Annotated in this window: 25 protein-coding genes and 1 pseudogene; 7 read left to right on the forward strand and 19 right to left on the reverse strand. The window is 67.1% G+C overall.

The features are described from left to right. Window positions 1–84 precede the first annotated feature (84 nt). Complete coding sequence (locus tag ACIDOCELLA78_RS000000103620) at window positions 85–2,382, forward strand: TonB-dependent receptor (protein WP_249675654.1); 2,298 nt, start codon at window positions 85–87, stop codon at window positions 2,380–2,382. 203 nt (window positions 2,383–2,585) lie between these two features. On the opposite strand, the gene mscL is transcribed toward ACIDOCELLA78_RS000000103620, so the two are convergent. From mscL to ACIDOCELLA78_RS000000103670, 10 genes are all read right to left on the reverse strand, one after another. Then, entirely contained in the window at window positions 2,586–3,044 is a 459-nt protein-coding gene (gene mscL / locus ACIDOCELLA78_RS000000103625) for a large-conductance mechanosensitive channel protein MscL (protein ID WP_201728416.1), read from the reverse strand. Window positions 3,045–3,126: 82 nt separating this feature from the next. After that, the gene (gene queG, locus ACIDOCELLA78_RS000000103630) at window positions 3,127–4,188 is read right to left on the reverse strand and encodes a tRNA epoxyqueuosine(34) reductase QueG (RefSeq protein WP_201728417.1); all 1,062 of its coding nucleotides are present in this window, start codon (window positions 4,186–4,188) and stop codon (window positions 3,127–3,129) included. Next, complete coding sequence (queF, locus tag ACIDOCELLA78_RS000000103635) at window positions 4,181–4,645, reverse strand: preQ(1) synthase (protein WP_201728418.1); 465 nt, start codon at window positions 4,643–4,645, stop codon at window positions 4,181–4,183. Before queF ends, queG begins: the two co-directional genes overlap by 8 nt. Further along, window positions 4,626–5,756 (reverse strand): tRNA guanosine(34) transglycosylase Tgt, encoded by a 1,131-nt coding sequence (gene tgt, locus ACIDOCELLA78_RS000000103640; protein WP_201728419.1) that lies wholly within the window; start codon window positions 5,754–5,756, stop codon window positions 4,626–4,628. Before tgt ends, queF begins: the two co-directional genes overlap by 20 nt. Further along, window positions 5,753–6,790 (reverse strand): tRNA preQ1(34) S-adenosylmethionine ribosyltransferase-isomerase QueA, encoded by a 1,038-nt coding sequence (gene queA, locus ACIDOCELLA78_RS000000103645; protein ID WP_201728420.1) that lies wholly within the window; start codon window positions 6,788–6,790, stop codon window positions 5,753–5,755. The genes tgt and queA overlap by 4 nt, the downstream gene beginning before the upstream one ends. Beyond that, window positions 6,787–7,182 carry a VOC family protein gene (locus tag ACIDOCELLA78_RS000000103650; protein WP_201728421.1) on the reverse strand — a complete coding sequence of 132 codons (396 nt, stop codon included), beginning with the start codon at window positions 7,180–7,182 and terminating at the stop codon, window positions 6,787–6,789. The genes queA and ACIDOCELLA78_RS000000103650 overlap by 4 nt, the downstream gene beginning before the upstream one ends. 7 nt (window positions 7,183–7,189) lie before the next feature. After that, on the reverse strand, window positions 7,190–8,836 hold the full coding sequence (locus ACIDOCELLA78_RS000000103655) for a fumarate hydratase (protein ID WP_201728422.1): 1,647 nt from the start codon (window positions 8,834–8,836) through the stop codon (window positions 7,190–7,192). A 15-nt stretch (window positions 8,837–8,851) separates the two neighbouring features. Beyond that, window positions 8,852–9,370 (reverse strand): ClpXP protease specificity-enhancing factor SspB, encoded by a 519-nt coding sequence (locus tag ACIDOCELLA78_RS000000103660; protein ID WP_201728466.1) that lies wholly within the window; start codon window positions 9,368–9,370, stop codon window positions 8,852–8,854. Window positions 9,371–9,420: 50 nt separating this feature from the next. After that, a complete protein-coding gene (locus ACIDOCELLA78_RS000000103665) occupies window positions 9,421–10,233 on the reverse strand; it encodes a GNAT family N-acetyltransferase (protein WP_201728423.1) in 813 nt (270 codons plus the stop codon). Beyond that, entirely contained in the window at window positions 10,230–10,682 is a 453-nt protein-coding gene (locus tag ACIDOCELLA78_RS000000103670) for a Fur family transcriptional regulator (protein ID WP_201728424.1), read from the reverse strand. Before ACIDOCELLA78_RS000000103670 ends, ACIDOCELLA78_RS000000103665 begins: the two co-directional genes overlap by 4 nt. Window positions 10,683–11,213: 531 nt before the next feature. Between ACIDOCELLA78_RS000000103670 and ACIDOCELLA78_RS000000103675 the strand changes: the two genes are divergently transcribed. Further along, window positions 11,214–11,732 carry a sigma-70 family RNA polymerase sigma factor gene (locus tag ACIDOCELLA78_RS000000103675; protein ID WP_249675657.1) on the forward strand — a complete coding sequence of 173 codons (519 nt, stop codon included), beginning with the start codon at window positions 11,214–11,216 and terminating at the stop codon, window positions 11,730–11,732. Then, complete coding sequence (locus ACIDOCELLA78_RS000000103680; RefSeq protein ID WP_249675659.1) at window positions 11,729–12,430, forward strand: anti-sigma factor domain-containing protein; 702 nt, start codon at window positions 11,729–11,731, stop codon at window positions 12,428–12,430. Before ACIDOCELLA78_RS000000103675 ends, ACIDOCELLA78_RS000000103680 begins: the two co-directional genes overlap by 4 nt. A 12-nt stretch (window positions 12,431–12,442) precedes the next feature. Here ACIDOCELLA78_RS000000103680 and xseA read toward each other — a convergent pair. After that, window positions 12,443–13,829 (reverse strand): annotated as a pseudogene (gene xseA, locus ACIDOCELLA78_RS000000103685) (exodeoxyribonuclease VII large subunit). Window positions 13,830–13,883: 54 nt separating this feature from the next. Between xseA and purD the strand changes: the two are divergent. Next, the gene (gene purD, locus ACIDOCELLA78_RS000000103690; RefSeq protein ID WP_201728427.1) at window positions 13,884–15,149 is read left to right on the forward strand and encodes a phosphoribosylamine--glycine ligase; all 1,266 of its coding nucleotides are present in this window, start codon (window positions 13,884–13,886) and stop codon (window positions 15,147–15,149) included. A 3-nt stretch (window positions 15,150–15,152) separates the two neighbouring features. On the opposite strand, the gene trpA is transcribed toward purD, so the two are convergent. From trpA to ACIDOCELLA78_RS000000103710, 4 genes are all read right to left on the reverse strand, one after another. After that, window positions 15,153–15,983 (reverse strand): tryptophan synthase subunit alpha, encoded by an 831-nt coding sequence (gene trpA, locus ACIDOCELLA78_RS000000103695; protein WP_201728428.1) that lies wholly within the window; start codon window positions 15,981–15,983, stop codon window positions 15,153–15,155. Then, window positions 15,980–17,194, reverse strand: coding sequence for a tryptophan synthase subunit beta (gene trpB / locus ACIDOCELLA78_RS000000103700; RefSeq protein ID WP_201728429.1), 1,215 nt, complete (start codon window positions 17,192–17,194; stop codon window positions 15,980–15,982). The genes trpA and trpB overlap by 4 nt, the downstream gene beginning before the upstream one ends. Window positions 17,195–17,247: 53 nt before the next feature. Then, the gene (locus tag ACIDOCELLA78_RS000000103705) at window positions 17,248–17,808 is read right to left on the reverse strand and encodes an HNH endonuclease (protein ID WP_201728430.1); all 561 of its coding nucleotides are present in this window, start codon (window positions 17,806–17,808) and stop codon (window positions 17,248–17,250) included. 147 nt (window positions 17,809–17,955) lie between these two features. Further along, entirely contained in the window at window positions 17,956–18,624 is a 669-nt protein-coding gene (locus ACIDOCELLA78_RS000000103710; protein ID WP_201728431.1) for an alpha/beta hydrolase, read from the reverse strand. 50 nt (window positions 18,625–18,674) lie between these two features. On the opposite strand from ACIDOCELLA78_RS000000103710, the gene gluQRS reads away from it, so the two are divergent. Further along, complete coding sequence (gene gluQRS, locus ACIDOCELLA78_RS000000103715) at window positions 18,675–19,520, forward strand: tRNA glutamyl-Q(34) synthetase GluQRS (protein ID WP_201728432.1); 846 nt, start codon at window positions 18,675–18,677, stop codon at window positions 19,518–19,520. Between the two features lie 5 nt (window positions 19,521–19,525). Next, complete coding sequence (locus ACIDOCELLA78_RS000000103720; RefSeq protein ID WP_201728433.1) at window positions 19,526–20,944, forward strand: trypsin-like peptidase domain-containing protein; 1,419 nt, start codon at window positions 19,526–19,528, stop codon at window positions 20,942–20,944. A 136-nt stretch (window positions 20,945–21,080) separates the two neighbouring features. Here ACIDOCELLA78_RS000000103720 and ACIDOCELLA78_RS000000103725 read toward each other — a convergent pair whose 3' ends face one another. From ACIDOCELLA78_RS000000103725 to ACIDOCELLA78_RS000000103735, 3 genes are all read right to left on the reverse strand, one after another. Beyond that, window positions 21,081–21,512 (reverse strand): heme-binding protein, encoded by a 432-nt coding sequence (locus ACIDOCELLA78_RS000000103725; RefSeq protein ID WP_201728434.1) that lies wholly within the window; start codon window positions 21,510–21,512, stop codon window positions 21,081–21,083. Between the two features lie 137 nt (window positions 21,513–21,649). After that, the gene (locus tag ACIDOCELLA78_RS000000103730) at window positions 21,650–22,861 is read right to left on the reverse strand and encodes an ABC transporter substrate-binding protein (RefSeq protein ID WP_249675678.1); all 1,212 of its coding nucleotides are present in this window, start codon (window positions 22,859–22,861) and stop codon (window positions 21,650–21,652) included. A gap of 150 nt (window positions 22,862–23,011) precedes the next feature. Then, window positions 23,012–23,989: a hypothetical protein gene (locus ACIDOCELLA78_RS000000103735; RefSeq protein ID WP_249675662.1), complete on the reverse strand. Its 978-nt coding sequence runs from the start codon at window positions 23,987–23,989 to the stop codon at window positions 23,012–23,014. Window positions 23,990–24,049: 60 nt separating this feature from the next. Between ACIDOCELLA78_RS000000103735 and ACIDOCELLA78_RS000000103740 the strand changes: the two genes are divergently transcribed. Then, the gene (locus ACIDOCELLA78_RS000000103740) at window positions 24,050–24,193 is read left to right on the forward strand and encodes a hypothetical protein (protein ID WP_249675665.1); all 144 of its coding nucleotides are present in this window, start codon (window positions 24,050–24,052) and stop codon (window positions 24,191–24,193) included. Between the two features lie 46 nt (window positions 24,194–24,239). Here the strand turns inward: ACIDOCELLA78_RS000000103740 and aroC are convergent, their stop codons facing one another. Beyond that, on the reverse strand, window positions 24,240–25,349 hold the full coding sequence (gene aroC, locus ACIDOCELLA78_RS000000103745) for a chorismate synthase (protein ID WP_201728437.1): 1,110 nt from the start codon (window positions 25,347–25,349) through the stop codon (window positions 24,240–24,242). Window positions 25,350–25,382: the final 33 nt, after the last annotated feature.

Below are 25,382 nucleotides of genomic sequence, written 5' to 3' on the forward strand. Positions count from 1 at the left end.
CGGATAATGAAATTATACCACATCGTTTCCGTTAGTTCGACATTGCGCGCCGGCTTGTTGGCGGGCGCCAGTGTTATCGCGCTCATGCCGCACGCTCACGCCCAGACCGTCAGTGCCGGGCAGGTTTCGGCAACGACGACAACGAAATATTATACACATCTGGGCAAATCGAGCGTCAAGCTCACCAAGAAGAAGATCTTCAAATCCGCGCAGTCGCAGGCTGTTGTCAGCCGGCAGGACATCCAGGCGCTCGGCCCTTCGACCAGTGCGGCCGGTGCGCTTTCGGCGGCGCCCGGCGTGCAGATCCGTGGCTATGGCGGCAATTCCGACACCGCGCGCTATCAGATCCAGCTGCGCGGCTCGAAGGTCGGCTGGTCGTCGACGAATGGCGATGCCGAGCGCAACGGTCTCACGGTGCTGTTCGACGGCATTCCGATGAACAACACGATTTCGCATAACGGCCAGTGGGATTCGAACGAGATCCCCATCACCCAGCTCTTCAGCGGCATCAACGTCATTTACGGCCCGGGCAATCCGGATACGCGCTGGTTCGACTCGGTCGGCGGCACCATCAACTATGTTCCCGTCCAGCCGACGAAGCACGCGCATTATCAGGTCGGCGTCGCCTATGGCAGCCAGCAGACGGAAAACCTCCATTTCATCTTCGACACCGGCGAATATGACGGCTGGAGCGGTGTCATCGGCGGCGGCTATGCCGGTGCGAAGAGCTACTGGGGCGGAACCTCGGTCGGGCATTATAGCTGGCCGGCCCAGTCGCACGCGATCTATGCCAAGCTGGTCAAGGATTTTTCCAACGGCTCGCTCAGCTTCGCCGTCTATAACGACAACAACGTCGAATACGCGCCGCGCCCGAATTTCATTCCGCTGACGCCGATCCCCGGCGTCACGGTGACCGGCTATTCCGGCTCGCCGCTCTTCAGCCAGCAGACAACAGGGTTCTACGGCACCGGCACGCCGGATATCTGGTTCAAGCAGTTGCAGGTGCGCGACACCATCCTCTACAGCAAGATGTCGATCGCACTGTCGAAGGACATGACCTTCCACAACAATCTCTGGTATCGCTGGGGTCATCGCGTCCACTATCGTGTTACCAATTACGGCACGAATTCGCCGCTTTCAGGTACAGCTTATGTGCCAAATGCTAACACTGAATATTATTTCCCAACCACAAATCAGTATGGCGACAATCTCTATTTTGATTATCACCTGCCCTATAACGACATCAAGTTCGGCGGCTATGTGATCTACGAGCGGTATTTCTCGCCCTACGACGGATATAATTATCTTGGCAATGGATCGACGCAGCAGAACCCGGCGCAGATCCAGCGCTTCACGCTTTACACCACCTACGCCAATGCCTTCCTGCAAGACACGATCCACCCGTTCAAGGGGTTCTCGATCACGCCGGGCATCGCCGAGGTGTCCTACCACACCGATTTCCACAACGATCTTCCTCTCGGCGGCACGAATGCCATAGGCGCCGGGGATGCCTCGAGAACCTTCGTCCGCGCCGAGCCCTCGATCGGGCTACGCTACGAGCCGGTCCCCTGGGCCGCGTTATACGGCAGCATGGCGATCTCGTACCAGAACCCGACCGACAACGTGTTCGGTGCCAATCAGCAAAACCCGGTCAACCTGTCGATCGTGAAGCCGATCCAGGCGCGCGACTACGAAATCGGCCTCAAGCTGTTCAGCAATCACGTGCCCTATTTGCATCACGCGACGCTGAATCTGAACTACTTCAACGATACGCTGACCGACGAGGCGATCTCGATCTATCACGCGAACATCGTCAGCTCCTCACTGGCGGCGGCGAATGCGCGCCTGCAGGGCGTGCAGCTCGATGCCTCGGTCGAGCCGAACTTCCACTGGCGCGGCTTCGTCAATGCGAGCTTCGACAACAATAAATATCTGCAATACGAAACCGGCGGCATCGTCTATCACAACGAGCCGATCGCCTATAATCCGAGCATGCTGCTGAATTTCGGCCTGAACTACCGCACCTTCGTGGGCTCGACTCTGGTGACCCTCGGCTTCCTCGATCAATACACAGGCTCGCAGCACTACTTCAACAACAACACCAACAACGTTTCGTCGCGCAAGCTGTCGGGGTTCAATGTTGCCAACCTCTCCATCACGGCGAACATCCCGGTTCCGAAAAGTCTCTCCCGGGGCATCAAGGTGCTGGAGCTATCCTTCAACATCAACAATCTCTTCGACACCAAATACAACGTCAACGGATACATTACACAAGGCGGCTATTTCGGCACGAATACGCTCGGCACGAACACCGCCAACGCGATCCTGGTCCAGCCGGGCGCGCCGCGGCAGTTCATCGCTGGTCTGACCGCGAAGTTCTGAGAGTACTGTCCGGTCCGGCCAGATCGCCCAATCTGGCCGGACGCCTTTGCTCGGTGTGTCCGTGCGGACAGACCGCCGGCGTGCTGCGCGTGGGACCATTTGCGGCGTGAACGGATCATGCTCGGGTTCCCGACGCGCACTTCAGCAACGGCGCGCATGGTCATCGAAACGCGATCCGAATTGGCTTCGGATCGCGTCATTGGTCAGGTCGCGCTGCGATCCTTCAGCAGGTCGCGAATTTCGCTGAGGAGGTGTTCGGTCGGTGTCGGCGCGGGCGGAGCGGCGGGGGCCGCTTCCGGTGCCTTGTGCAGCTTGGTGATCAGACGGACCATCCAGAAGATCGCGAAGCCGACGATGAGGAAATTGAACAGTGTGTTGATGAAGGCGCCGTAGTTCAGCGTGACCGCGCCGGCCTTCTTCGCCGCGGCGAGGGTGGGTTCGACCGCGCCCTTGAGCGTGACGAAATGGTTCGAGAAATCGACCCCGCCGGTCAGCAGGCCGATGACCGGGTTGATGATGTCGGCGACGAAACTCTTGACGATATTCGAGAAGGCGGCGCCGATGACCACGGCGACGGCCAGGTCGACCACGTTGCCGCGCATCAGGAAGGCCTTGAAGTCATCCACCCAGGCGGGCCGTTTTGGCTTGAAAGACTCAGACATTGACTGCTCCCGTTATGAAACTGCCCGCGTTCGGGCAGTCGCCTGTCATCGCCGTTGGCCGGTCACGATGGCGTGCGGAAGGCTAGCCGGGTTTGCGCGCCGGGGCCAGTCCGATTTCAAGCCGGCGCACCGCCCAGCGCCCGGCTTCGGCGACGACGGGATCGTTATCGGCGGCGAGGCGGGCGGCGGCGGAGGTGAGTGCCGGTTCGGCTGCATTGCCGATGGCGATGGCGACATTGCGCGCGAGGCGGGCGCGGCCGATGCGTTTGATCGGGCTGCCGGCGAAGAGTGTGCGGAAGCTTGCATCGTCGAGGGCTGCGAGATCGGCGAGGCGAGGGGCGCGGAGATCGTCGCGCGCGGCGAGTTTCTGTTCGCGCCCGGCGGCGGCGAACTTGTTCCAGGGGCAGGCGGCAAGACAGTCGTCGCAGCCATAGATGCGGTTGCCGATGGCGGGGCGAAACGCTTCCGGGATCGGGCCCTTGTGCTCGATGGTGAGGTAGGAAATGCAGCGCCGGGCATCGAGCCGGTAGGGGGCGGGGAAGGCATCGGTCGGGCAGGCGGCCTGGCAGGCGGTGCAGGTGCCGCAGCGGTCGGCGTGCGGCGGATCGGGCGGCAGGGCCAGCGTCGTCATGATCTCGCCGAGCAGGAGCCAGGAGCCGTGGCGGCGGGAGACGAGGTTGGTGTGCTTGCCCTGCCAGCCGAGCCCGGCGGCGGCGGCCAGAGGTTTTTCCATCACCGGGGCGGTGTCGACGAAGACCTTCACGCCCGCGCCGCGCGCGGCGATGAACTGGGCGAGGTGCTTCAGCCGGCCCTTGATGATGTCGTGATAGTCGCGGTTGCGGGCATAGACCGAGATGTTGCCGCGATCGGGGCGGGACAGGGTTGCGAGCGGGTCGCCATCGGGGGCGTAGGACAGGCCGAGGGAGATGACGCTGACCGCCTCCGGCCAGAGTGATGCGGGGTCGCCGCGCTGGGCGGCGCGATCTTCCATCCAGCCCATCGTGCCGTGATGGCCGGCGGCGAGATGGGCGCGGAGATTGTCGCGGACGCTCTCGGGCAGGCGGGCGCGGGCGATGCCGATCGCATCGAAGCCGAGAGCGGCGGCGCGGGCGGCGATGGCGGCGCGGAGATCGGCCTCAGCCACGGCCGCGATAGGGCGGCACGCCCTGGTCGGGCAGGAAGGTGCCCTCGGGCGGGGCGCCGGTCTGCCAGAACACGTCGATCGGGATACCGCCGCGCGGATACCAGTAGGCGCCGATCCGCAGCCAGCGCGGGGTGAGCAGGTCGACCAGGCGTTCGGCGATCATCAGCGTGCAGGCCTCGTGAAAGGCGCCGTGGTTGCGGAAGCTGCCGAGATAGAGCTTGAGCGACTTGCTCTCCACGATCCATGACTCGGGGATGTAGTCGATCACGATATGGGCGAAATCGGGCTGGCCGGTGATCGGGCAGAGGGAGGTGAATTCGGGGCAGGTGAAGCGCACCACGTAGTTCTTCCCCTGGGACGGGGCGGCGACGCGTTCGAGCACGGCGGCCTCGGGCGAGTCCGGCATGCGGCTCTCGCGGCCGAGCTGTTGCAGCGCGTCATAGCGTGTGTCGGTCATCGCCCTGGCTCCATGCGTCGCGGGTGGCGGCGGCGTAGGCGGCGAAGCGTCCGGCCTCGATCGCCTCGCGGGCGCCGCGCATCACCGTCTGGTAATAGCTCAGATTGTGGGTGGTCAGCAGCATCGGGCCGAGCATTTCGTCGCAGCGGAAAAGATGGTGCAGATAAGCGCGGCTGTGGCGCGCGCAGGCGAGACAGGGACAGGCCGGGTCGAGCGGGCGGTCCTCCGCGGCGAAACGGGCGTTGCGCAGGTTGAGGATGCCGCGCGAGGTGAAGGCGCGGCCGGTGCGGCCGGCGCGGGTGGGCATCACGCAGTCGAACATGTCAACACCGCGGGCGATGCCGCCGAGCAGATCATCCGGCGTGCCGACGCCCATGAGGTAGCGCGGGCGGTCGGTGGGCAGCAGGGGGGTGGTGACATCCAGCGTGTCGAACATCGCCTGCTGGCCCTCGCCGACCGCGAGACCGCCGATCGCGTAGCCCTCGAAGCCGAGGCCGGTGAGGGCGGCGGCGGATTCGGCGCGGAGATCGGCGAAGACGCTGCCCTGGACGATGCCGAACTGGCCATAGCCGGGGCGCGGTTCGAAGGCCGCGCGCGAACGTTCGGCCCAGCGCATCGACAGGCGCATCGAGGCGGCGGCCTCATCGTGCGTGGCGGGGAAGGGCGTGCACTCGTCGAAGGCCATGGTGATGGTGGCGTCGAGCGCGTTCTGGATCGCGGTCGAGGATTCGGGGGTGAGGTGGTGGGCCGAGCCATCGAGATGCGAGCGGAAGGTGACGCCGACCTCGTCGATCTTGCGCAGCTTCGCCAGCGACATGACCTGGAAGCCGCCGGAATCGGTGAGGATGATGCCCGGCCAGTCCATCATCCGGTGCAGCCCGCCAAGAGCGCGGACCCGATCGGCGCCGGGGCGGAGCATCAGGTGATAGGTGTTGCCGAGGACGATCTCGGTGCCGGTGGCGCGGACGGCGTCGGCCGTCATCGCCTTCACCGTGCCGGCGGTGCCGACCGCCATGAAGGCGGGAGTTTCGGCGGTGCCGTGGGCGGTGACGAGGCGGCCGCGGCGGGCGGCGCCATCCTGCCCGAGCTTGTGGAAGGTGAAGCCGGTCATGCGCGCTCCAGCAGCGAGGCATCGCCATAGGAGTAGAACCGGTAGCCCTGTGCGATGGCGTGGGCATAGGCGGCCCGCATGCGATCCAGCCCGGCGAAGGCGGCGACCAGCATCAGCAGGGTGGATTTCGGCAGATGGAAATTGGTCATCAGCCGGTCGACGAGCTTGAAGCGGTAGCCGGGGGTGATGAAGAGCTCGGTCTCGCCGAGCCAGGGGGCGAGGGTGCCGTCTTTGGCGGCGGCGGTCTCCAGCACGCGCAGGCTGGTGGTGCCGACGGCGACGATGCGCCCGCCCCGCGCGCGGGTGGCGTTGACCAGCGCGGCGGTCTCGGGGCCGATCAGGCCGCGCTCGGCGTGGAGCTTGTGGCGTTCGAGCTGGTCCTCGCGCACCGGCAGGAAGGTGCCCGCGCCGACATGCAGCGTGACCGTGGCGAGGCCGACGCCGCGTGCGGCGAGGGCGGCGAGCACGGTTTCGGTGAAATGCAGTCCGGCGGTGGGTGCGGCGACGGCCCCCTCTTCGGCGGCGAACATGGTCTGATAGTCCTGCCGGTCCTGCTCGGAGATGCCGGTGGGGCGGGGGATGTAGGGCGGCAAAGCGAGGCTCGCCGCGCGGTCGAGCATGGCGCGGAAGGTTTCGGCGTCGCAGTCGAAGCGCAGGGTCGCCGAGCCGTCGGGCGCGCGGGCGATCACCTCGGCGGCGATGCCGCCGGCGCCGTCGATCGCGATGGTCTCGCCCGGGCGGGCGCGGCGGGCGTTGCGCAGCAGAACGCGCCAGGTGCCGTCGGCCAGCGGACGATCGAGGGTGATGCCGATCCGCGCGTCGCCGCGTCGTCCGGTGAGTTGGGCGGGGATGACGCGGGTGTCGTTCGCCACCAGCAGGTCGCCGGGGGCGAGAAGGGCGGGCAGGTCGAGGATGGTGCGGTCATCGAGCCCATCCGGCCGGACATGCAGCAGGCGCGCGGCATGGCGCGGCCGCGCCGGCTCGGCCGCGATGCGCTCGGGCGGCAGGTGATAGTCGAAATCGGCGAGGTTCATTCTTCGAGGTAGCTGGAAATTTCGACCAGGTTGCCGTCCGGATCGCGGCAGTAGACCGAGCGCATGGCGCCGAGCGCGCCGATTTTTGGCGCCGGACCCTCGACGATCGCCACCCGCTGGGCCTTGAGGTGGTTCACGACGAAATCGGTGCCGAGGGCGGTGACGAAGCAGATGTCGAGCGCGCTGGGAGCGGGTTTCGCCGCCTGCGGGCCGGCATCGCGCCCGGCCTGGTGCAGGTTCAGCTTCTGCGCGCCGAAGCGCAGGGCGATCCGGCGCTCGGCGCCGAATTCCTCGCGCTCCATGCCGAGAACGCGCTCATACCAATCGGCCGTCGCGTCGATATCCGAGCAGGTCAGCACGACATGGTCGATCCGGTCGACGGTAAACTTCATGGCGTGGTCACGAAAGATCGGCGAAGAAGTCGTTGCCCTTGTCATCGACGACGATGAAGGCGGGGAAGTTCTCGACCTCGATGCGCCAGACCGCTTCCATGCCGAGTTCGGGGTATTCCAGCACCTCGACCTTGCGGATGTTGTCACGGGCGAGCACCGCGGCGGGGCCGCCGATAGAGCCGAGATAGAAGCCGCCATGCGCCTTGCAGGCGTCGCGCACGGCGCGCGAGCGGTTGCCCTTGGCCAGCATCACCAGCGAACCGCCGGCGGCCTGGAACTGCTCGACATAGCTGTCCATCCGCCCGGCGGTGGTGGGACCGAAGCTTCCGGTGGCCATGCCCTCGGGCGTTTTCGCGGGGCCGGCGTAATAGACCGGATGGTTCTTGATGTAGTCGGGCAGGCCTTCGCCGCTGTCGAGCCGTTCCTTCAGCTTGGCGTGGGCGATGTCGCGCGCCACGACGATCGGGCCGGTGAGGGCGACGCGGGTCTTGACCGGGTGTTTCGAGAGCTCGGCGAGAATGTCCGCCATCGGGCGGTTGAGGTCGATCTGCACCACATCACCACCCAGATGGGTGTCGGTGACCTCGGGGAGGTATTTCGCCGGATCGGTTTCGAGCTGTTCGAGGAAGACGCCATCCCTGGTGATCTTCGCGCGGATCTGCCGGTCCGCCGAGCAGGAGACGCCGATGCCGACGGGCAGCGAAGCGCCGTGGCGGGGCAGGCGCACCACGCGGACGTCGTGACAGAAATATTTGCCCCCAAACTGCGCGCCGATGCCGAGCTGGCGGGTCATTTCCAGGATCTGCTGTTCCAGTTCGAGATCACGGAAGGCGTGGCCGGTGGGCGAACCCTGGGTCGGCAGGGAGTCGAGCCAGCGGGTGGAAGCGAGCTTGACCGTCTTCATTGTGGTCTCGGCCGAGGTGCCGCCAATGACGATAGCGAGATGGTAGGGCGGACAGGCGGCGGTTCCGAGTGTCTTTACTTTGGTTTCAATGAATTCGAAAAGTTTTTTCGGATTCAGGATCGCCCGCGTTTCCTGATACAGGAAGCTCTTGTTGGCCGAGCCGCCGCCCTTGGCGACGAACATCAGCTCGAATTCCTCGGCATGGGCCTCGCCGGGGGCGGCCATGATGTCGCACTGGACTGGCAGGTTGGTGCCGGTGTTCCGCTCCTCGTACATCGAGAGCGGCGCCATCTGCGAGTAGCGCAGGTTGGTCTCGGTATAGGTGCGGTAGACGCCGTGGGAGAAGGCTTCCTCCTCGTCGCCCTCGACCCAGACGCGCTGGCCCTTCTTGCCGAAGACGATGGCGGTGCCGGTGTCCTGGCACATCGGCAGGATGCCGCCGGCGGCGATATTGGCGTTCTTGAGGAATTCCATCGCCACGTAACGGTCGTTCTGGGAGGCTTCAGGATCGTCGAGGATCGCGCGGAGCTGGCGCAGATGGCCGGGGCGCAGCAGGTGCGAGACGTCGTGGAACGCCTGGAAGGCGAGGGCGGAGAGGGTTTCCGGGGCGATTTGCAGGATGGTCCTGCCCGCCGCCTCGATGGTGGAGACGCCGCCGAGATCGAGCCTGCGCCAGGGCGTGTCGTCATGGCCCAGGGGGAACATGGTGCTGAAGGCGAAATCGGGCGTCTTCTTGGTGATCGCGTTCATGGCGGCTCTCCGGACTCAGTCTTTGGCGGGCGGGCGGCGGCGGAAGGCATCGAGGCTGACGACCTCGGCGGGGCCCTGGTCCGGCGCCGGCGCGGCGGGCGGGGGTTCGGGCGTTTCAGGCTCGGCAGGGTTCTCGGCCTCGCGGACGGCGAATTGCAGGCCGAAGCGCACCGCCGGGTCGGCGAAAGCGGTAACCGCGTCAAGCGGAATGTCGAGCGTCGCCGGCACGCCACCGAAGGAGAGACGGACCGTGAAGCGACGCGCCTCGGCATCGACCGACAATTCGCGGTACTGGTGCTGCAGGACGATGGTCATCTCGTCCGGATACTGGGCGCGCAGCCGGTCGGGCATGATCACGCCGGGATGGGCGGTGGCGAAGGTGATGTAGAAGTGATGCTCCCCTGGCAGGCCTTCGCGTGAGGCATGGTCGAGGGCGCGCAGTACGACGAGGCGAAGCGCGTCCTCGGTCCATTCGTCATACGGCAGGAGGCTCTCGGGAGCGGCGTGTCGTCGTCTTCGGCCATGTCGTCGAATTCACCTTGCAGTCGTAATGCGTGCGGCGCCGGCAGAGGCGCCGGTGCGGGTCAGCGGGACTGTCGTTCGTAATGACGGTAATATTTTTCGGTCACAAGATCCGTCTGCACGACCACGGCTATGTCCGTCGTGTTGAACTGCCAGTCAATCACCGCGCCGTCGCCGACGAAGCCGCCGAGGCGGAGATAGCCCTTGATCAGCGGCGGCAACTCGGCGAGGGCCTGGCGGGCGTCGTATTCGCCGTCACCCAACCGGCGCATCTCGACATAGCGCTCATCCAGCGCCCGCGGCCGGATATGTGGTGGAGCGAGGTGCTGGGCGTGGAGGTAGGACAGGCACGGCGCCAGCTCATCGAGATCGGTGCCGTGCAGGCTGGCGCACCCGAACATCAGCTCGATTCCATGCTGGAACACATAGGCGGCGATGCCGCGCCAGAGCAGCTGCATCACGGCGCGCGAGCGGTGCGCCTGGTCGACGCAGGAGCGGCCAAGCTCAAGCAGGCGGCCCGAGAAACGCTGGAGCGGCGCGATGTCATATTCATCGGCCGAATAGAATTGCTGACCGGGGGCAAGGGCCTCCTGGCGAATCAGGCGGTAGGTGCCGACCACACCCCGCGCATCATCCCCGATGTCATGATCGATCACCAGCAGATGATCAGCGATCGCATCAAAGGCATCCCTGTCGCGGCCCGAGGCAAGGGTCGCCTCGTCGGGATGGGCCCCCAGCTCCTCGTAAAAGATACGAAATCGCAGCGCGAGCGCCGCGTCGAGCTCGTCAGCCGTGGCGGCGAGGCGCACCCCCAGATTTCCGACGCGGATTTCCGGGAAAGCCACGACACTATCGACCGGATGCTGGATTGTCATCGGCCTGGCGCTCCGTCGATTGTTTCGGTCGTGCGTGTCATCGCACCAAGGCGGCGGCCGAACAACTCGATCTTGAGAGAAACCAGTTCAAAACCATGGCGGGCGGCAACTTTGCGCATCAGCATCTCGGTTTCCGGCTCGTCAAATTCGATCACCTGGCCACTTTCCTGATCAACAAGATGAAAATGGTCATGTTCGCCAGACATCTCATACCGCGCACGGCGGCTGCCGAGATTGCGCCGTTCCAGGATGCCGTGCTGCTCGAACAGGCGGACGGTGCGGTAGACGGTGGCGAGCGATATTCTGGAGTCGATGCCGTGGGCGAGGCGGTGCAACTCGTCGACATCGGGGTGGCCGTTCGCTTCGGACAACACGCGGGCAATGATACGTCGCGGGCTCGTCATTCTGAGCCCGTTTGCCACGCACAGACGTTCGATGCGGGTCTCCATCCGCTGCGTTGTGAACCATCTCGGCGGCGCGGTCCACCCCATTCCGTCCGGCGGGTTGCAAGGCCTAGGGACGGGATCTCAGCGGGGTATAAAAATTGCAGAAACCGTCACTCGAAACGGGTCCCCGCACCCGTGCGCAGAGTTGCGTGACGGCGCGGTAGTTGGCGCAATTCCCGCAGCGCGCCCCGTCCCGGTAGGGATGCGGCCGGTAACCCGCAGCGAGCGGTGTCGCCTTGGGTCGGGAAGCTCCGGTTTCCGCCGCGGCCATCAGAGCGGCAAGGCCTGCGATGGCTTCCAGCCAGTAGCGGCGCGGATGGAGTTTAATGACCCGACTCCGTAAACTACAATCCTGAATTATATATACGAAAACAAAACACTTTTAAATTGTATTTTTGGATCTCGTTTGCATGCGGTCTGGCTGCGGGTGCGGCAGGCTGCATCCAGATTGTCTCCACGACGGTAATGCCATAAGCAATGTTCGATGGTCCGGGAAACAGCATCTTGATGGCGTCGCCAGGCGGGGCAAACACGATGGAGGACGGTCTCGGCCTGCTCATCGAGGCCTGCCAGAGACAGGATGCGGCCGCCCTGCGGGAGCTGTACCGACGCATGGCGCCGACCATGCTTGGTGTGGCGCTGCGGCTGCTGCGCGATCGCCTGATGGCCGAGGACGTCTTGCAGGAGGCCTTCCTGCAGATCTGGCGCAATGCGTCGCGTTTCGACCGGGCGCGGGGATCGGCGCGGGCCTGGATGATCGGGATCGTCCGCTACCGCGCGCTTGACCGGCTTGATAGCGAGCGGCGGCTACCGGTCACCGGCGATGAAATTCCCGACATCGCCGCTGAGGAGGGCATCCCCGTCGAGGATGGTCGCGCGCTGGCGGGCTGCCTTGCAACCCTGCCGGAACACTGGCGACGGATGGTGCTGCTGTCTTACATCGAGGGCTATTCCCATAGCGAGATTGCCGCGCGCACCGATACACCGCTGGGAACGGTCAAGAGCTGGATCGTGAGATCGCTCGACGCGCTGAAGAGGTGTCTCGAACAATGAGCGACGCGCCGGATTTCGGGGCCGACCGTGCGGGGCTTTATGTCCTTGGTCTTCTGCGCGGCGAGGAGCGGCGGAATTTCGAGGCCGAGTGCGCGCGCGATCCGGCGCTGGCGGCCGAGGTGGAGGCGTGGGAGGAGCGGCTGCTGCCGCTGGCGCGCGCGGTGCCGCCGGTGGAGCCGGGGCCGGCGGTGTGGGCGGCGATCGAGCGCGCAACCAGCCCGCGCGCGGCGGCACCGGCGCCGCGGCACCGGCTGCGGGAGATCTGGGACAATCTGTTCGTCTGGCGGGGCATCGCCCTGGCCGGCGCGGTGGCGGCGGCGCTGCTGGCGCTGCTGCCGCGCGGGACGACGGGGCCGGCGATGGTCGCGGTGCTGTCGACGAAGGCGGGCCCCGTGTTCACGGTGGCGATGAGGACGAACGGCGCGCTGAACATCGCGCCGGTGGGGCGGATGGCGCCGCCGGCGGGCAAGGTCTGGCAGCTCTGGGCGGTTGGCCAGGGCGAGGCGCCGGTGCCGATCGGCTTTGTGCAGGCGGGGGCGACACGGCTGCCGGCGAATGACGTGCCGGCGCGGCTGCGCCGGGCGCATACGCTGATCGCGGTGACGGTGGAACCGCCCGGCGGCTCGCCGACCGGCAGGCCGGATATGCCGATCGTCTTCGCCGGGCCGCTGCTGCCGGTGGCGCCGACGACCTCCTGATATCCGGCCGGATCAGAGATCGAGGCTGGTCTGCTCCGGCGGCGCGCGGTCCGTTTCGGGACGCACGCCGAGCGTGCCATCGCCGAAATGCAGGACGAGGCGCCGCTTCGACCCGGCATCGCGCCGCGTGGTCACCGGGTCGCCGGACGGGGTCGCCACCATCGCGAAGCCGCGCGCGAGGGTTGCGTGATAGGACAGGGCTTCGAGGCGCGCGGCGAGCGCGTCGAGGCGGAGCCGGTTTTCCCGCAGCAGGCCGGGGGCTGGGGCGGCGAGGCGCTGGCCGAGCAGGGCGAGGCTGTGGCGGCGGGCGGCGATGATCTCGCGCGGATGCGCGAGGCGGGCGGCGACCTCTCGCGCCTGGGCGCGCTTCGCGGCGACGAGGCGGGGCAGGGCAAGGGCAAGGCGCTCGCCGCGATCGTCGAGCCGCTGGCGGGCGGTGCCGATCATCGAGGGCAGGTCGGGGAGGGCGGCGGCGGCGCGATCGAGCCGGAGGCGGACCGACTGGGTGACGCGGGTGAGCGCGCCGGTCAGCCGCGCGCCGCTCTGGGCAAGGTCGGCGATCAGCGCCATGCGATCCGGCACAGCGAGTTCGGCGGCGGCGGTGGGGTCGGGGCACGACGGTCGGAGGCGAAGTCGATCAGCGTCGTGTCGGTCTCGTGGCCGACGGCGGAGATCAGCGGAATCGGGCAGGAGGCCGCGGCGCGGACCACCTCCTCGTCATTGAAGGCCATCAGGTCTTCGAGCGAGCCGCCGCCGCGGGCGACGATCAGAACGTCCGGCCGCGGCACCTCGCCCCTTCCGGCAGCGCGCCGAAGCCACGGATGGCGGCGGCGATCTGGGCGGCGGCGGCCTCGCCCTGGACGGCGACCGGCCAGAGGATGATGCGGCTGGGGAAGCGGCGGGCGATGGTGGTGCGGATGTCCTGGATCACCGCACCCTGGGGCGAGCTGACGACGCCGACGATGCGCGGCAGCAGCGGCAGGGCGCGCTTGCGGGCGGCGTCGAACAGGCCTTCCTCGGTGAGGCGCAGACGCAGCTTCTCGATGCGGGCGAGCAGCGCGCCTTCGCCGGCATAGTCCAGCCGCTCGATGATGAGCTGGTATTCCGAGCGCTCGGGATAGGTGGTGACGCGGCCGGTGGCGATGACCTCGACGCCGTTCTCCGGCTTCAGCCCGAGTCGCGCGGCGTTGCCGCGCCAGATGATCGCCCGGATCTTCGCCCCCTCGTCCTTCAGCGCCATGTAGGTGTGGCCGGAGGCGTAGGTTTTCATCTCGGTGATTTCGCCGCGCACGCGCACGCGGCCGAAGGCGGTCTCGACCGTGCGTTTGACCGCGCCGGCGAGTTCGGAAACGGTGAGTTCGGGCACGTTGCCGGTGGTGGGGTCCGCGGTTTCGCTCATGGCGGCGGACTATGCTAAGCGCGCGCCGGTTGCACAAGCGCAGGGGATTTGATCATGCGGGTTCTGGTTGTCGGCGGCGGCGGGCGCGAGCATGCGCTGGCGTGGAAGCTCGCGCAGAGCCCGGTGCTGGAAAAACTCTTCGTCGCGCCGGGAAATCCGGGCATGGAATCGCTCGCCGAATGCGTACGGATCGGCGCGGAGGAGATCGATGCGCTCGTCGATTTCGCGCGGGCGGAGAAGATCGACCTCGTGGTGCCTGGGCCGGAGGCGCCGCTGGCGCTCGGCCTTGCCGACCGGATGGCGGCGGCGGGAATCGCCTGTTTCGGCCCCACCGAGGCGGCGGCGCGGCTCGAATCCTCGAAGCGGTTCACCAAGGAAATCTGCGACGAGGCGGGGATTCCGACCGCTTCCTGGGCGAGCTTCACCGATGCCGACGCGGCGCGGGCCTATCTCGACGAGCACCCGGCGCCGATCGTGATCAAGGCGGACGGGCTGGCGGCGGGCAAGGGCGTGGTGGTCGCCGCGACCGATGAGGAGGCGCGCGAGGCCGTCGCCGCGATGCTGGAGGGCGGGCTGCATGGCGACTCGGGCGCTGAGATCGTGATCGAGGAATGCCTGATCGGCACCGAGATTTCGCTGTTCGCGATCTGCGATGGCGAGACCGCGCTGTTCTGTGGCACCGCCTCGGACCACAAGCGGGTGGGCGATGGCGATACCGGGCCGAATACCGGCGGGATGGGGGCGATCGCGCCGCCGCCGGCGGCCTCGGAGGCGGTGATCGGGGCGGCGATGGAGCGGATCGTCCGTCCGGCGCTGCGGACGATGGCGCGGCGCGGCGCGCCCTTCCGCGGCTTTCTGTTCGCCGGGCTGATGCTCACCGCCTCCGGCCCGAGGCTGATCGAGTTCAACGTGCGGTTCGGCGATCCGGAATGCGAGACGCTGCTGCCGCTGCTGAAGACCGACCTGCTGCCGGTGCTCGCCGATGCGGCGCGGGGCCGGCTCGATCCGCAAACCCGGCTCGACTGGCGGGACGGCGCGGCGGCGACGGTGGTGATGGCGGCGAAGGGCTATCCGGGCGCCTATGAGAAGGGGCACGAGATCGACCTTGCCGGCGTGGACGGGTTGCCGGAGACTTCGGTGTTCCAGGCCGGCACGGCGCGGCGCGATGGCGCGCTGGTGAGCGCTGGCGGGCGGGTGCTGGCGGTGACGGCGACGGGCGATGACCTGCGCGAGGCGATCGACCGCGCCTATGTCGCGGTGCGGCGGATCGGCTTTCCCGGCGGGTTCTGCCGCCGGGATATCGGCGCCAAGGCGGTCTGACCCTCAGGCGGCGCGGCGTTCGCCGCGCACCGCCGCGGCCAGGGCGGTGACATCATCCAGCACCGCCTCGACGATGGCGGGCGGGGCCTTGCCCTCGGCATCGAGGCCGGCGGCGAGTTTGTCGATCAGGGCGGAGGCGACCACGGCGGCATCGGCGAACTTGGCGACCGTCGCGGCCTGCGCGGGGGTGCGGACGCCGAAGCCGACGGCGATCGGCATGTCCGTCGCCTTGCGCAGGCGGGGGATGTCGCGCGCGAGATCCTCGGCCGAGGCGGTGCGCGTGCCGGTGATGCCGGTGATCGAGACGTAGTAGACGAACCCGGAGGAGTCGTTGAGCACGACGGGCAGGCGTTCGTCGGTCGTGGTGGGGGCGACGAGGCGGATCAGATCGATGCGGTGATGGCGCAGATGCGGCAGCAGCAAGTCGGCCTCCTCGGTCGGCAGGTCGACGACGATGACGCCATCGACGCCGGCGGCGGCGGCATCGGCGGTGAAACGCTCGACGCCGTAGGAGAGGATCGGGTTGAGATAGCCCATCAGGATCAGCGGCACGGTGTCGTTGACGGCGCGGAAGTCGCGCACCAGGCCGAGCGTGCCGGCGAGGGTGGCGCCGGCGCGCAGCGCCCGGCGGCCGGCCTGCTGGATGGTCGGGCCATCGGCCATCGGGTCGGTGAAGGGCATGCCGATCTCGATCAGATCGGCGCCGCGGGCGGCCATGCCGGCGAGCAGGGTGGCGGAGGTTTCGCGATCGGGGTCGAACGCCTCGACGAAGGGGATCAGACCCGCCCGGCCCTCATCGCGAAGGCGGGCGAAGGTGGCGGCGATGCGGCTCAAATCTGTTCTCCGAGATGGCGGGCGACGGTGAAGATGTCCTTGTCGCCGCGGCCGCAGAGATTCATCAGGATGATCTTGTCCGGGTCCATTGTGGGGGCGATCTTCGCGACATGGGCGAGCGCGTGCGCGGGTTCGAGGGCCGGGATGATACCCTCGGTGCGGCAGCAGAGCTGGAAGGCGGCGAGGGCTTCGTCGTCGGTCACGGACACGTATTCGACGCGGCCGATATCGTGCAGATAGGAGTGTTCGGGGCCGATGCCCGGATAGTCGAGCCCGGCGGAGATCGAGTGGGCCTCGAGGATCTGGCCGTCATCGTCCTGCAGCAGGTAGGTGCGGTTGCCGTGCAGCACGCCGGGGCGGCCGCGCGCGAGCGATGCGGCGTGCTCGCCCGACTCAAGACCGCGCCCGGCGGCCTCGACGCCGATCAGCTTCACTTGATCGTCGAGAAAAGCGTGGAACAGGCCGATGGCGTTGGAGCCGCCGCCGATCGCCGCGATCGCGGCATCCGGCAGGCGGCCTTCGGCCTCCATCATCTGGGCGCGGGCCTCGACCCCGATGACCGACTGGAAGTCCCGCACCATGGCGGGATAGGGGTGCGGGCCGGCGGCGGTGCCGATGATGTAGAACGTATCGCGCACATTCGCGACCCAGTCGCGCAGCGCCTCGTTCATCGCGTCCTTCAGCGTGGCCGCGCCGGACGTGACCGGGCGGACTTCGGCGCCGAGCAGTTTCATGCGGAAGACGTTGGGCTGCTGCCGCTCGACATCGGTGGCGCCCATATAGACGATGCAGGGAAGGCCGAAGAGCGCGGCGACGGTTGCGGTGGCCACGCCGTGCTGGCCGGCGCCGGTCTCGGCGATGATCCGCGTCTTGCCCATGCGTTTGGCGAGCAGGATCTGGCCGATGCAGTTGTTGATCTTGTGCGCGCCGGTGTGGTTCAGCTCATCGCGCTTGAAATAGACCTTCGCGCCGCCGAGTTGCTTCGTCAGCCGTTCGGCGAACCAGAGTGGGCTGGGGCGGCCGACATAATGCTGCAGGTAATACTGAAATTCCCGCATGAAATCGGGATCGTCCTTCGCCGCTTCATAGGCCGCCTCGAGTTCGAGGATCAGCGGCATCAGGGTTTCGGCAACGAACCTGCCGCCGAACTCGCCGAAGCGGCCGCGATCGTCGGGCAGGGTGCGCAGGGAATTAGGTATCGGCTTGTTCATGCTGGCTCTCCGTTCCGAACGGATAGCCGATATGTCAGGCAGATGAAACCGGATCAGGTCTCCAATTCGGTATCCCAGTAGAGAAAGTCGCGCCAGCTTTCGTGCAGGTAGTTGGGCGGGAAGGCGCGGCCACGGTCCTGCAGCTCCCAGCTGTTCGGCCGGCGCGGCGTTTCATAGGGGAACATGTGGCATTCGCGCGGAAGTTTCGAGCCCTTGCGCAGGTTGCAGGCGCCGCAGGCGGTGACGACGTTCTCCCAGGTGGTGCGGCCGCCGCGGGCGCGCGGGATGACGTGGTCGAAGGTCAGTTCCGGGGCGGGCAGGCGGCTGTGGCAATACTGGCAGGTGAAGGCATCGCGGAGAAAGACGTTGAAGCGGGTGAAGGCCGGCTGGCGCAGGCCGGGGACGAAATCCTTCAGCGCGATGACCGAGGGCAGGCGCATCGCCGCGGAGACGGAATGCACCTCGTGGTCGTATTCCGACAGAACGGAAACGCGGTCGAGAAAGACGGCCTTGACGGCATCCTGCCAGGACCAGAGCGACAACGGGAAATAGGAGAGCGGACGGAAATCCGCATTCAGGACGAGAGCGGGAAAATTTTGCCCGCCGTCAGGCATTACTGAACCGGTCCCAGAAGGGCGGCCAGCTCACCGGACCGCCCTCGGACTGGAAACGCCCTGCAATGTTTTGCACCGATTCCATGACATGAATATGGCCCCAACGATCAGGGGCCGCAAGGCGGGTTTCGTGATGTCAACAGCTTGTCACGCAGACGAGGCCGGCGCCGCGAAGGCGCGCTGGAGCGTGAGCGCACCGAGGGAAAGCCCGGAATCGTCGATGCCATGAGCGAGTTTCGGAACGAAGAGGCTCTCCACCGGCACACCGGCGGCGCGCAGCGCGGCCTCGGCGTCGCGCGAGCGGGAGGGCGGCACGATCTCGTCGGCCTCGCCATGCACGAGCAGTACCGGCGGGCGGGCGGTGAGTTCGGCGGCCAGCGATTCTGGGGCGAGCAGCGCGCCGGAATAGGCGAGAATCGCCCGTGGCGGCACCGCCCGGCGCAGACCGGTGAACAGGACCGTCATCGCGCCCTGGCTGAATCCCATCAGCGCGTAGGCATCGACCGGCAGGCCGAGGCGTGCGAGTTCGGCATCGATGAACGGGTCGAGCGCCGCGCGGGCCCGGCGCACGCCGCCACCAAGCGCGTGCGGGTCCAGCGTGCCGATTGGAAACCATTGGCGGCCGAAGGGGGCGAGATCGAACGGGTCCGGCGCGTGCGGGGCGACGAAGGCGGCATCGGGGATCGCGCGGGCCCAGTAGGGCGCGAGGTCGATCAGGTCGTTGCCATCGGCGCCGACGCCGTGGCACAGCACCACGAGTTGTCGCGCCTTGCCGCCGTTCGCCGGGCCCCAGCGCGGTCCGTCCAGTTCAGCCATGAAGTTCCTGCTCCTTGCATTTGCGGGAGAGGGTATCATCGTGGAGGCCGATGTCCATCGTCACCCGTTTCGCGCCGAGCCCGACCGGCTATCTGCATCTCGGCCACGCCGCCTCGGCGCTGGCCGGACACGACCTGGCGCGCGCGGGCGGCGGGCGCTTCCTGCTGCGGCTCGAGGATATCGATGCCGGGCGCTGCCGGCCCCGGTTCGCCGAGGCGATTCTGGAGGATCTCGCCTGGCTCGGTCTCGCCTGGGATGGCGCGGTGCGGGTGCAATCGGCGCATTTCGGCGCATATCGGGCCGTACTGGCGCGGCTGGAGGCGATGGGCCTGCTGTATCGATGTTTCTGCACGCGGGCGACGATTGCCGCCGCTCTTGGCGCGCCGCACGGCACTGAGGCGGCCTATCCTGGCACGTGCCGCGGGCTCGACCCGGCGCTGGCGGACGAACGGGCGGCGCAGGGCGAGCCCTATGCGCTGCGGCTGCGGATGGACCGGGCCGCGGGGATGGCCGGGCGGCTGCGCTATCACGAGGCGGCGGAAGGCTGGGTCGAGGCCGATCCGCTGTCGCATGGCGATGTGGTTCTGGCGCGCAAGGACGTGCCGGCGAGCTATCATCTCTGCGTCTGCCATGACGACGCGGCGCAGGGGGTGACACATGTGACGCGGGGCGAGGACCTCCGTGCCGCAACGGATGTTCACGTGCTGTTGCAGACGCTGCTCGGCTGGCCGCATCCGGCCTATGCCCATCATCCGCTGATCCGCGATGCGGCGGGGCGGCGGCTGGCCAAGCGCGACCGGGCGGCGACATTGCGCGACCTGCGCGAAGCCGGAGCGACGCCGGCGCAAATCCGCGAGATGGTCTCTTGCCGGATTGGCGATCTCGCCTCACTCTAGACCGCATGAGAGGTTTTCCGATTTCGGTTCCGACCGCCGGTGCGGCCCTCGCGCTGGGCCTGCTGCTTTCCGCGCCACCCGCACGCGCCGTGCCGACGCCGCCCGCGATCGCACAGGTCGCGCGCGCCGCGCTGCCTGCCGTCGTGGATGTCGAGAGCATCGATCCCTCCAAGGGCAAGGGTGAAAAACCCGGCGAGATGTCGCCACCCGATCAGGGGGTTGCCGCACATTCGACATCGCAGCCGGCGGATACGAATACCCTGATTGTCCCGCCCAAGGCCGAACAGGCGCTCGGCACCGGGTTTTTCATCAGCCCGACCGGCTATATCGTCACCAATCATCACGTCATCGCCGGGGCGAGCGAGATCAAGGTGACGCTGCACGATGGCTCGATCTTCACCGCGAAGCTGGTCGGTTCGGACAAGAAGGCCGATCTCGCGGTGCTGAAGATCAACGCGCATCACCCTGTGCCCTTCCTGCATTTCGGCAACAGTTCGCGCCTCGATCTCGGCGACTGGGTGGTGGCGATCGGCAATCCGTTCGGCCTCGGCTTCAGCGTGTCGGCCGGTGTGGTGAGCGCGCTGCATCGCGATATCGGCTCGGGGCCGTATGACGATTTCATCCAGACCGATGCGGCCATCAACCGTGGCAATTCGGGCGGACCGCTGCTGGACGCCAAGGGGCATGTGATCGGCGTCGATTCGGCGATCTACTCTCCTTCCGGCGGGTCGGTCGGGATCGGGTTCGCGATCCCCTCGAGCATGGTCAGGCCGGTGACAGCGGCGATCATCGCCGATGGGGCGATGAAGCGCGGCTGGGCGGGGCTGCGGATCGAGCATGTGTCAGAGGACATGAAGGCGGCCTGGCATCTGGCCTCGACCGACGGCGTGGTGGTCGGCGGCGTGGTCGCGGGGGGGCCTTCGGCCGGCAAGCTTGGTCCGGGCGACGTGGTGACGGCGGTCAATGGCCGGAAAGTGACTACCGTGCATGATTTCAAGGTTTCGCTGGCGGAGATCCCGGTCGGGCACGAGGCCAGGATGACCGTTGTGCACGGCGGCAAGACCGAAGATGCCGTGATCACCATGGCGGCGCCGCCCCAGCATCGGGGCAAGACCGGGATGGCGCATCGGCAGGCCGAAATGCCCATGCTCAAGCCGACCGAGATTCCGGCACTCGGCATTGGCGTCGCCACCCATCCTGGCGGGGCGGGAGTAATTGTTGTGACGGTCGCCAAGGACGGCCCCGCCGCGCGCGCCGGGCTCGCCCCGGATACGCTGATCGAGGCGGTCGGCCCGCACTTCGTGAAGGACAGCGCGGCGTTGCAACGGGGTGTGAAGGCCAGTGGCGATGCCGTGCCGCTTCTGGTCGACGGGCCGCAGGGGGCCAGCTGGATTGTTGTGCCGGTGGGAGCCGCGCATAACTGAGAGGAATACCCGGCCAGACGGTTGGTCTGGCCGGATGGGCCACCTTGCTCCGCGCGACATTCGACGCCGGCGCAGGAACCGGCTGTGTCGCGGCCGGATCAGAAAGGGCTGGCCTTCACACAGTCAAAACTGATGGTCAGTTCGCGCGCGGAGCGAAACCGGCCACCTCGATGCCGGCGATGGCACAGGCTTCGTCATTGTCCGAGGTATCGCCAGAAATGCCGACCGCGCCGAGCACCGCGCCATCCGCCGTGACCAGCACGCCGCCGGGCACCGGCACCATGCGCCCGCCGGTTGCCGCGGCGAGCCCGGTGACGAAGCCGGCGCCGCCAGCGTTCCAGCGATCGAACAGCATGCGTGAGCCAGCACCGACGCCGAGGCCGCCCCAGGCCTTGCCGGTGGCGATCTCGACGCGGGCGATGCCGGAGCCATCCTCGCGGGCAAGGGCGACCATGTGGCCGCCGGCATCGAGCACAACCACGGTCAGGGGGGCAAGGCCGAGTTCGCGGCCTTTGGCGCGGGCGCCCGCGATGATGCGGTTGGCGGCTTCAAGCGTGAGACGGGTCATGCGTTTTCTCCGTTGGACCAGTTTACGCCGGGGTTTTCGCGGCGGCCGGCCGCGAAGTCCAGACCGTGGGATGCAAAAAACCCGCGGCCGGAGGGTCTTCTCCGGCCGCGGGCCTTTCGGTTGGGTTTGATTGAGCCTTATTTGGAGTTCGGCAGCTTTACGAAGCCCGGGAATTTCGGCTGCGCGTTCGCCAGCTTGGCCGGCCAGATCACCTTCTGCTCGCCATCCTGCCATTGCAGGTCGATCCAGCGGGTATGGCCCTTGCCATAGACGGCACCGTTCGCGAATCGGGCTTGCGGCCCGTTGAACTGCATCCGCCCCTCGGTGCCGATCCGGTCTGTCTTGGCGAGGGCTGCGACCAGCGGTCCCGACTTGGTCGATTTTGCCCGTTCGATCGCGGCGGCAAGGGCATACATCGCGTCATAGGTGGTGAAACCCGTATAGGCCGGCGATGTGTGGAATTTTGCCTGATAGGCGTTCATGAAAGGCTGCGTCTTCGGCGTGATGGCGATCCCGGCGGCAGCCGGAGCAATCGTGATGACGCCTTGCGTCGCCCCGTTGGTCGCCTTCCAGAACGTCGTCGATGTCGCCTGCGAACTGATTCCCATCAGCGGGATCGGCACGTTCTGCTCGGCCCACTGGGTTGTCGGCTTGACGCCCGCATGCGCCCATCCGGTGATGATCACATCCGGATGCATCGCCTCGATCTTCTGGTAGATCGGGGTGAAATCCGTGGTATCCGGTGCGAAGCGGATATCCTTCAGCACCTTGATCCCGGCTTGGGGCAGGCACTTGTTGAATCCGGCATCGAGCGGCAGGGTCCAGGCGGCGTCCTCGCTCATCACCACCGCGGTCTTCATGTGCAGCTTGCCGACAAGGACCGATTTCGCGGCGTCGCAGATGTTCTGCGCCAGCTCGGCCGAGTTCTCGTTCGGCTCGAAAATGTATTTATGCTGCTTGTAGTTCGCGTGAACGAATTCGGTGAGCTTGTTCGAGGCCGCGCCGGTGATGAGGAAGGGCTCGTGCATGCGCGCCGCCCAGGGTTCGAGCGCCAGGCCGACTTCGCTGGTGAAATCGCCGACGACGGCCACCGCATGATCCTGCCGCACCATGCGCTGGAACGAGCGGATCGCGTCGGTCGTCGAGTTGTGGTTGTCCTCGATCACGAGCTTGATCGGCCGGCCGTTCACGCCGCCCTTGGCGTTGATTTCCTCGGCGGCGAGGGTCGCGCCATCCGCGATCGAGCGGCCGGGAATCGAGCCGAGCCAGGCGGTGATCCCGACCACGATCGGCTTCGGTTTGGCCTGGGCCAGCAATGGAAGCGCTGTCAGCGCGGCGACGGCAATCATACCCACGGATTTGCGCCGCAACCGGCGCCCTGTTCCAGATTGCATGTTTCTCTCCCCTGTCAGGTGACCGGCTTGGAAGCCAGTCAGGGAAGACTGTGCCGAAACATGCGGCTTTGGCAACCCTTCCCGAATGCCGGGCGAGCGGCCGCGTTAGCACACCGACAATACGGCGGGTGCCAGGGCCGGCAGCTTGCCTGCCGGATGGGTGGGATTGCGAAACCGCAGCGCGTCGGCGCCGTCCTCGGCACAAAGTTCGATCCGCGATGTGCAGGTGACGGCGACGACCGGCCTCGCTTCCGGAAAAGTGAGGAACTGTCGGGCTTCGCCTTCAAGGGTGAGCTGCTCGCGCAGCAGGCGCCATTCGAGCCGGTCGGTATCCTCGATGAACATGGCGAGAATGCCCGGCCGGGTGCCGGTCAGCCGGGCGGGCGCCAGCGCGGCAAGGCGATGGCGCATCGCGACCGCGACTTCATTTTCGCTGCCGGCACGCGCGGCGAGCACAAAAACGCCCTGTCCGTCGCCGGTGACGGCAAGGTTCGCCTCGGGGCCGAATTCGCGCCGCAGTCGGTTCATCAGTCCGTTTTCGCTGGCCTGCGCCGCCGCCAGCATGAGGGGGTCAAGCCGCAATACCGCAGCCTCGTCCTGGTCCGACCGCCTTGCGCTGGTCAGCATTTCATTGATGCGGCGATGCAGTTCGGCCAGGGTCGTGGTGTCGTCCGGCTCGGCAACCCGCAGCCCGCGCGGCAATGTCATTTTCAGAAGATAGCGGCCCGGATGCGCGGAAAGCCATGTCTGCAGATCCGGATCGATCCGGTCCATCAACTGCACCCATGCGGCGCGGTGGACGAGGCGGCCAGCCTCTGCCGAGAGTGTGTCGCAAACGATTTCAACCGCCGTATCTTCGCGCGTGGCAAGGAGATCAAACGTGGCGCCCTCCTCCAGCCCCGCGAATTCGACATCAAACCCTACTGCGCGATGCCGCTCCGCGGTGTCATGAACATGCAGCAACGGTATCAGAGTTCCGTCCGCCGCAAGAGCAGCGGCAAGGGCGGCTTCGAACCTCTCCTGTCCGGGCTTGCCGAGTCCGGCCGCAAGCGACCCGAGGGACGCCACGCGGCCGGCGAGCACCTGATCGACCGGTGTAAGTGGTAGATCCCTGACAACTTTCTCGGCGGCGAATTCCGCCGCATGGCGCAGCGCGACAAGGCGTCCATAGCGCGGGCTGGCCGCAGCCTCGTCACGCAGGCGACCGATCCGGGCGGACCAGGATTTTCGCCCGGCACGATCGATCAGGGCGATAATCTGGTTTCGGGTTGCGGCCGGTGCGCGTGAATTGTTCATAAGCAAATCATCTACCTCACGCGCCGGCGGGCCGCTATCACTTTTTTGCCAGCGGCAGCTGTCCTGCGCCGGTGTCGCCGCACTGAGCGCGGTGCAGCAGGAGCTGGTCGGCCAGCACGCAGGCCATCATCGCCTCGCCGACCGGCACCGCGCGGATGCCGACACAGGGATCGTGCCGGCCCTTGGTCTGGATATCGACCTCGTCGCCATCGGAATCGACGCTGTGCACCGGGGTCAGAATCGAGCTGGTCGGCTTTACCGCGAAACGGACGATGACGGGCTGGCCGGTCGAGATGCCGCCGAGCACGCCGCCGGCGTGGTTGGCGAGGAAGCGGACCGTGCCGTCCTCGTTCATCCGCATCTCGTCGGCGTTCTGCTCGCCGCGCAGGGCGGCGGCGGCGAAGCCATCGCCGATCTCGACACCCTTGACCGCGTTGATGCTCATCATCGCCGCGGCGAGATCGGCGTCGAGCTTGGCATAGACCGGCGCGCCGAGGCCGGGGGAAAGCCCCTCGGCAACGACTTCGACCACGGCGCCGAGCGAGGAGCCGGCCTTGCGCACGGCATCGAGTTCCTCGGCCCAAGCCGTCGCGGCAACGGCGTCGGGGCAGAAGAAAGCGTTGCGGTCCACCTCGTCCCAGTCGAAACGGGCGCGGTCGATCGGGTGCGGCCCCATCTGCACCAGGGCACCGCGAATCCGCACGCGCTCGCCGAGGATCTTGCGGGCGATGGCGCCGGCGGCAACGCGGGACGCGGTTTCCCGCGCCGAGGAGCGGCCGCCACCGCGCGGATCGCGGATGCCGTATTTCCAGTGATAGGCGATGTCGGCATGGCCGGGGCGGAAACGGTCGGCGATGTTGGCGTAGTCCTGCGAGCGCTGATCGGTATTCTCGATCTGTAACGCGATCGGTGTCCCGGTGGTCATGCCGCCATGAACGCCGGAGAGGATACGGACGATGTCCGGCTCGCGGCGCTGGGTGGTGAACCGGGACTGACCGGGCCGCCGCCGGTCGAGAAAGGGCTGAATGTCGGCTTCCGAAAGCGGAATCCGGGGCGGCACGCCGTCGACGACGCAGCCGATCGCCGGGCCGTGGCTTTCACCCCAGGTGGTGACGCGGAAGAGATGGCCGAAACTGTTGTAGGACATGCCGGTTTATAGGCTCCGGCGGCGGCGTTCCGC

The organism is Acidocella sp. C78, from assembly GCF_907164655.1.

Excerpts from the sequence above, each read along its gene's own strand:
- ACIDOCELLA78_RS000000103620 (WP_249675654.1), top strand. The coding sequence starts at position 85 with ATGCCGCACGCTCACGCCCAGACCGTCAGTGCCGGGCAGGTTTCGGCA.
- mscL (WP_201728416.1), bottom strand. The coding sequence starts at position 3,044 with ATGTCTGAGTCTTTCAAGCCAAAACGGCCCGCCTGGGTGGATGACTTC.
- queF (WP_201728418.1), bottom strand. The coding sequence starts at position 4,645 with ATGACCGACACACGCTATGACGCGCTGCAACAGCTCGGCCGCGAGAGC.
- tgt (WP_201728419.1), bottom strand. The coding sequence starts at position 5,756 with ATGACCGGCTTCACCTTCCACAAGCTCGGGCAGGATGGCGCCGCCCGC.
- queA (WP_201728420.1), bottom strand. The coding sequence starts at position 6,790 with ATGAACCTCGCCGATTTCGACTATCACCTGCCGCCCGAGCGCATCGCG.
- ACIDOCELLA78_RS000000103650 (WP_201728421.1), bottom strand. The coding sequence starts at position 7,182 with ATGAAGTTTACCGTCGACCGGATCGACCATGTCGTGCTGACCTGCTCG.
- ACIDOCELLA78_RS000000103655 (WP_201728422.1), bottom strand. The coding sequence starts at position 8,836 with ATGAACGCGATCACCAAGAAGACGCCCGATTTCGCCTTCAGCACCATG.
- ACIDOCELLA78_RS000000103665 (WP_201728423.1), bottom strand. The coding sequence starts at position 10,233 with ATGACAATCCAGCATCCGGTCGATAGTGTCGTGGCTTTCCCGGAAATC.
- ACIDOCELLA78_RS000000103670 (WP_201728424.1), bottom strand. The coding sequence starts at position 10,682 with ATGGAGACCCGCATCGAACGTCTGTGCGTGGCAAACGGGCTCAGAATG.
- ACIDOCELLA78_RS000000103675 (WP_249675657.1), top strand. The coding sequence starts at position 11,214 with ATGGAGGACGGTCTCGGCCTGCTCATCGAGGCCTGCCAGAGACAGGAT.
- ACIDOCELLA78_RS000000103680 (WP_249675659.1), top strand. The coding sequence starts at position 11,729 with ATGAGCGACGCGCCGGATTTCGGGGCCGACCGTGCGGGGCTTTATGTC.
- purD (WP_201728427.1), top strand. The coding sequence starts at position 13,884 with ATGCGGGTTCTGGTTGTCGGCGGCGGCGGGCGCGAGCATGCGCTGGCG.
- trpB (WP_201728429.1), bottom strand. The coding sequence starts at position 17,194 with ATGAACAAGCCGATACCTAATTCCCTGCGCACCCTGCCCGACGATCGC.
- ACIDOCELLA78_RS000000103705 (WP_201728430.1), bottom strand. The coding sequence starts at position 17,808 with ATGCCTGACGGCGGGCAAAATTTTCCCGCTCTCGTCCTGAATGCGGAT.
- ACIDOCELLA78_RS000000103710 (WP_201728431.1), bottom strand. The coding sequence starts at position 18,624 with ATGGCTGAACTGGACGGACCGCGCTGGGGCCCGGCGAACGGCGGCAAG.
- gluQRS (WP_201728432.1), top strand. The coding sequence starts at position 18,675 with ATGTCCATCGTCACCCGTTTCGCGCCGAGCCCGACCGGCTATCTGCAT.
- ACIDOCELLA78_RS000000103720 (WP_201728433.1), top strand. The coding sequence starts at position 19,526 with ATGAGAGGTTTTCCGATTTCGGTTCCGACCGCCGGTGCGGCCCTCGCG.
- ACIDOCELLA78_RS000000103725 (WP_201728434.1), bottom strand. The coding sequence starts at position 21,512 with ATGACCCGTCTCACGCTTGAAGCCGCCAACCGCATCATCGCGGGCGCC.
- ACIDOCELLA78_RS000000103730 (WP_249675678.1), bottom strand. The coding sequence starts at position 22,861 with ATGATTGCCGTCGCCGCGCTGACAGCGCTTCCATTGCTGGCCCAGGCC.
- ACIDOCELLA78_RS000000103740 (WP_249675665.1), top strand. The coding sequence starts at position 24,050 with ATGGCGCAGCGCGACAAGGCGTCCATAGCGCGGGCTGGCCGCAGCCTC.
- aroC (WP_201728437.1), bottom strand. The coding sequence starts at position 25,349 with ATGTCCTACAACAGTTTCGGCCATCTCTTCCGCGTCACCACCTGGGGT.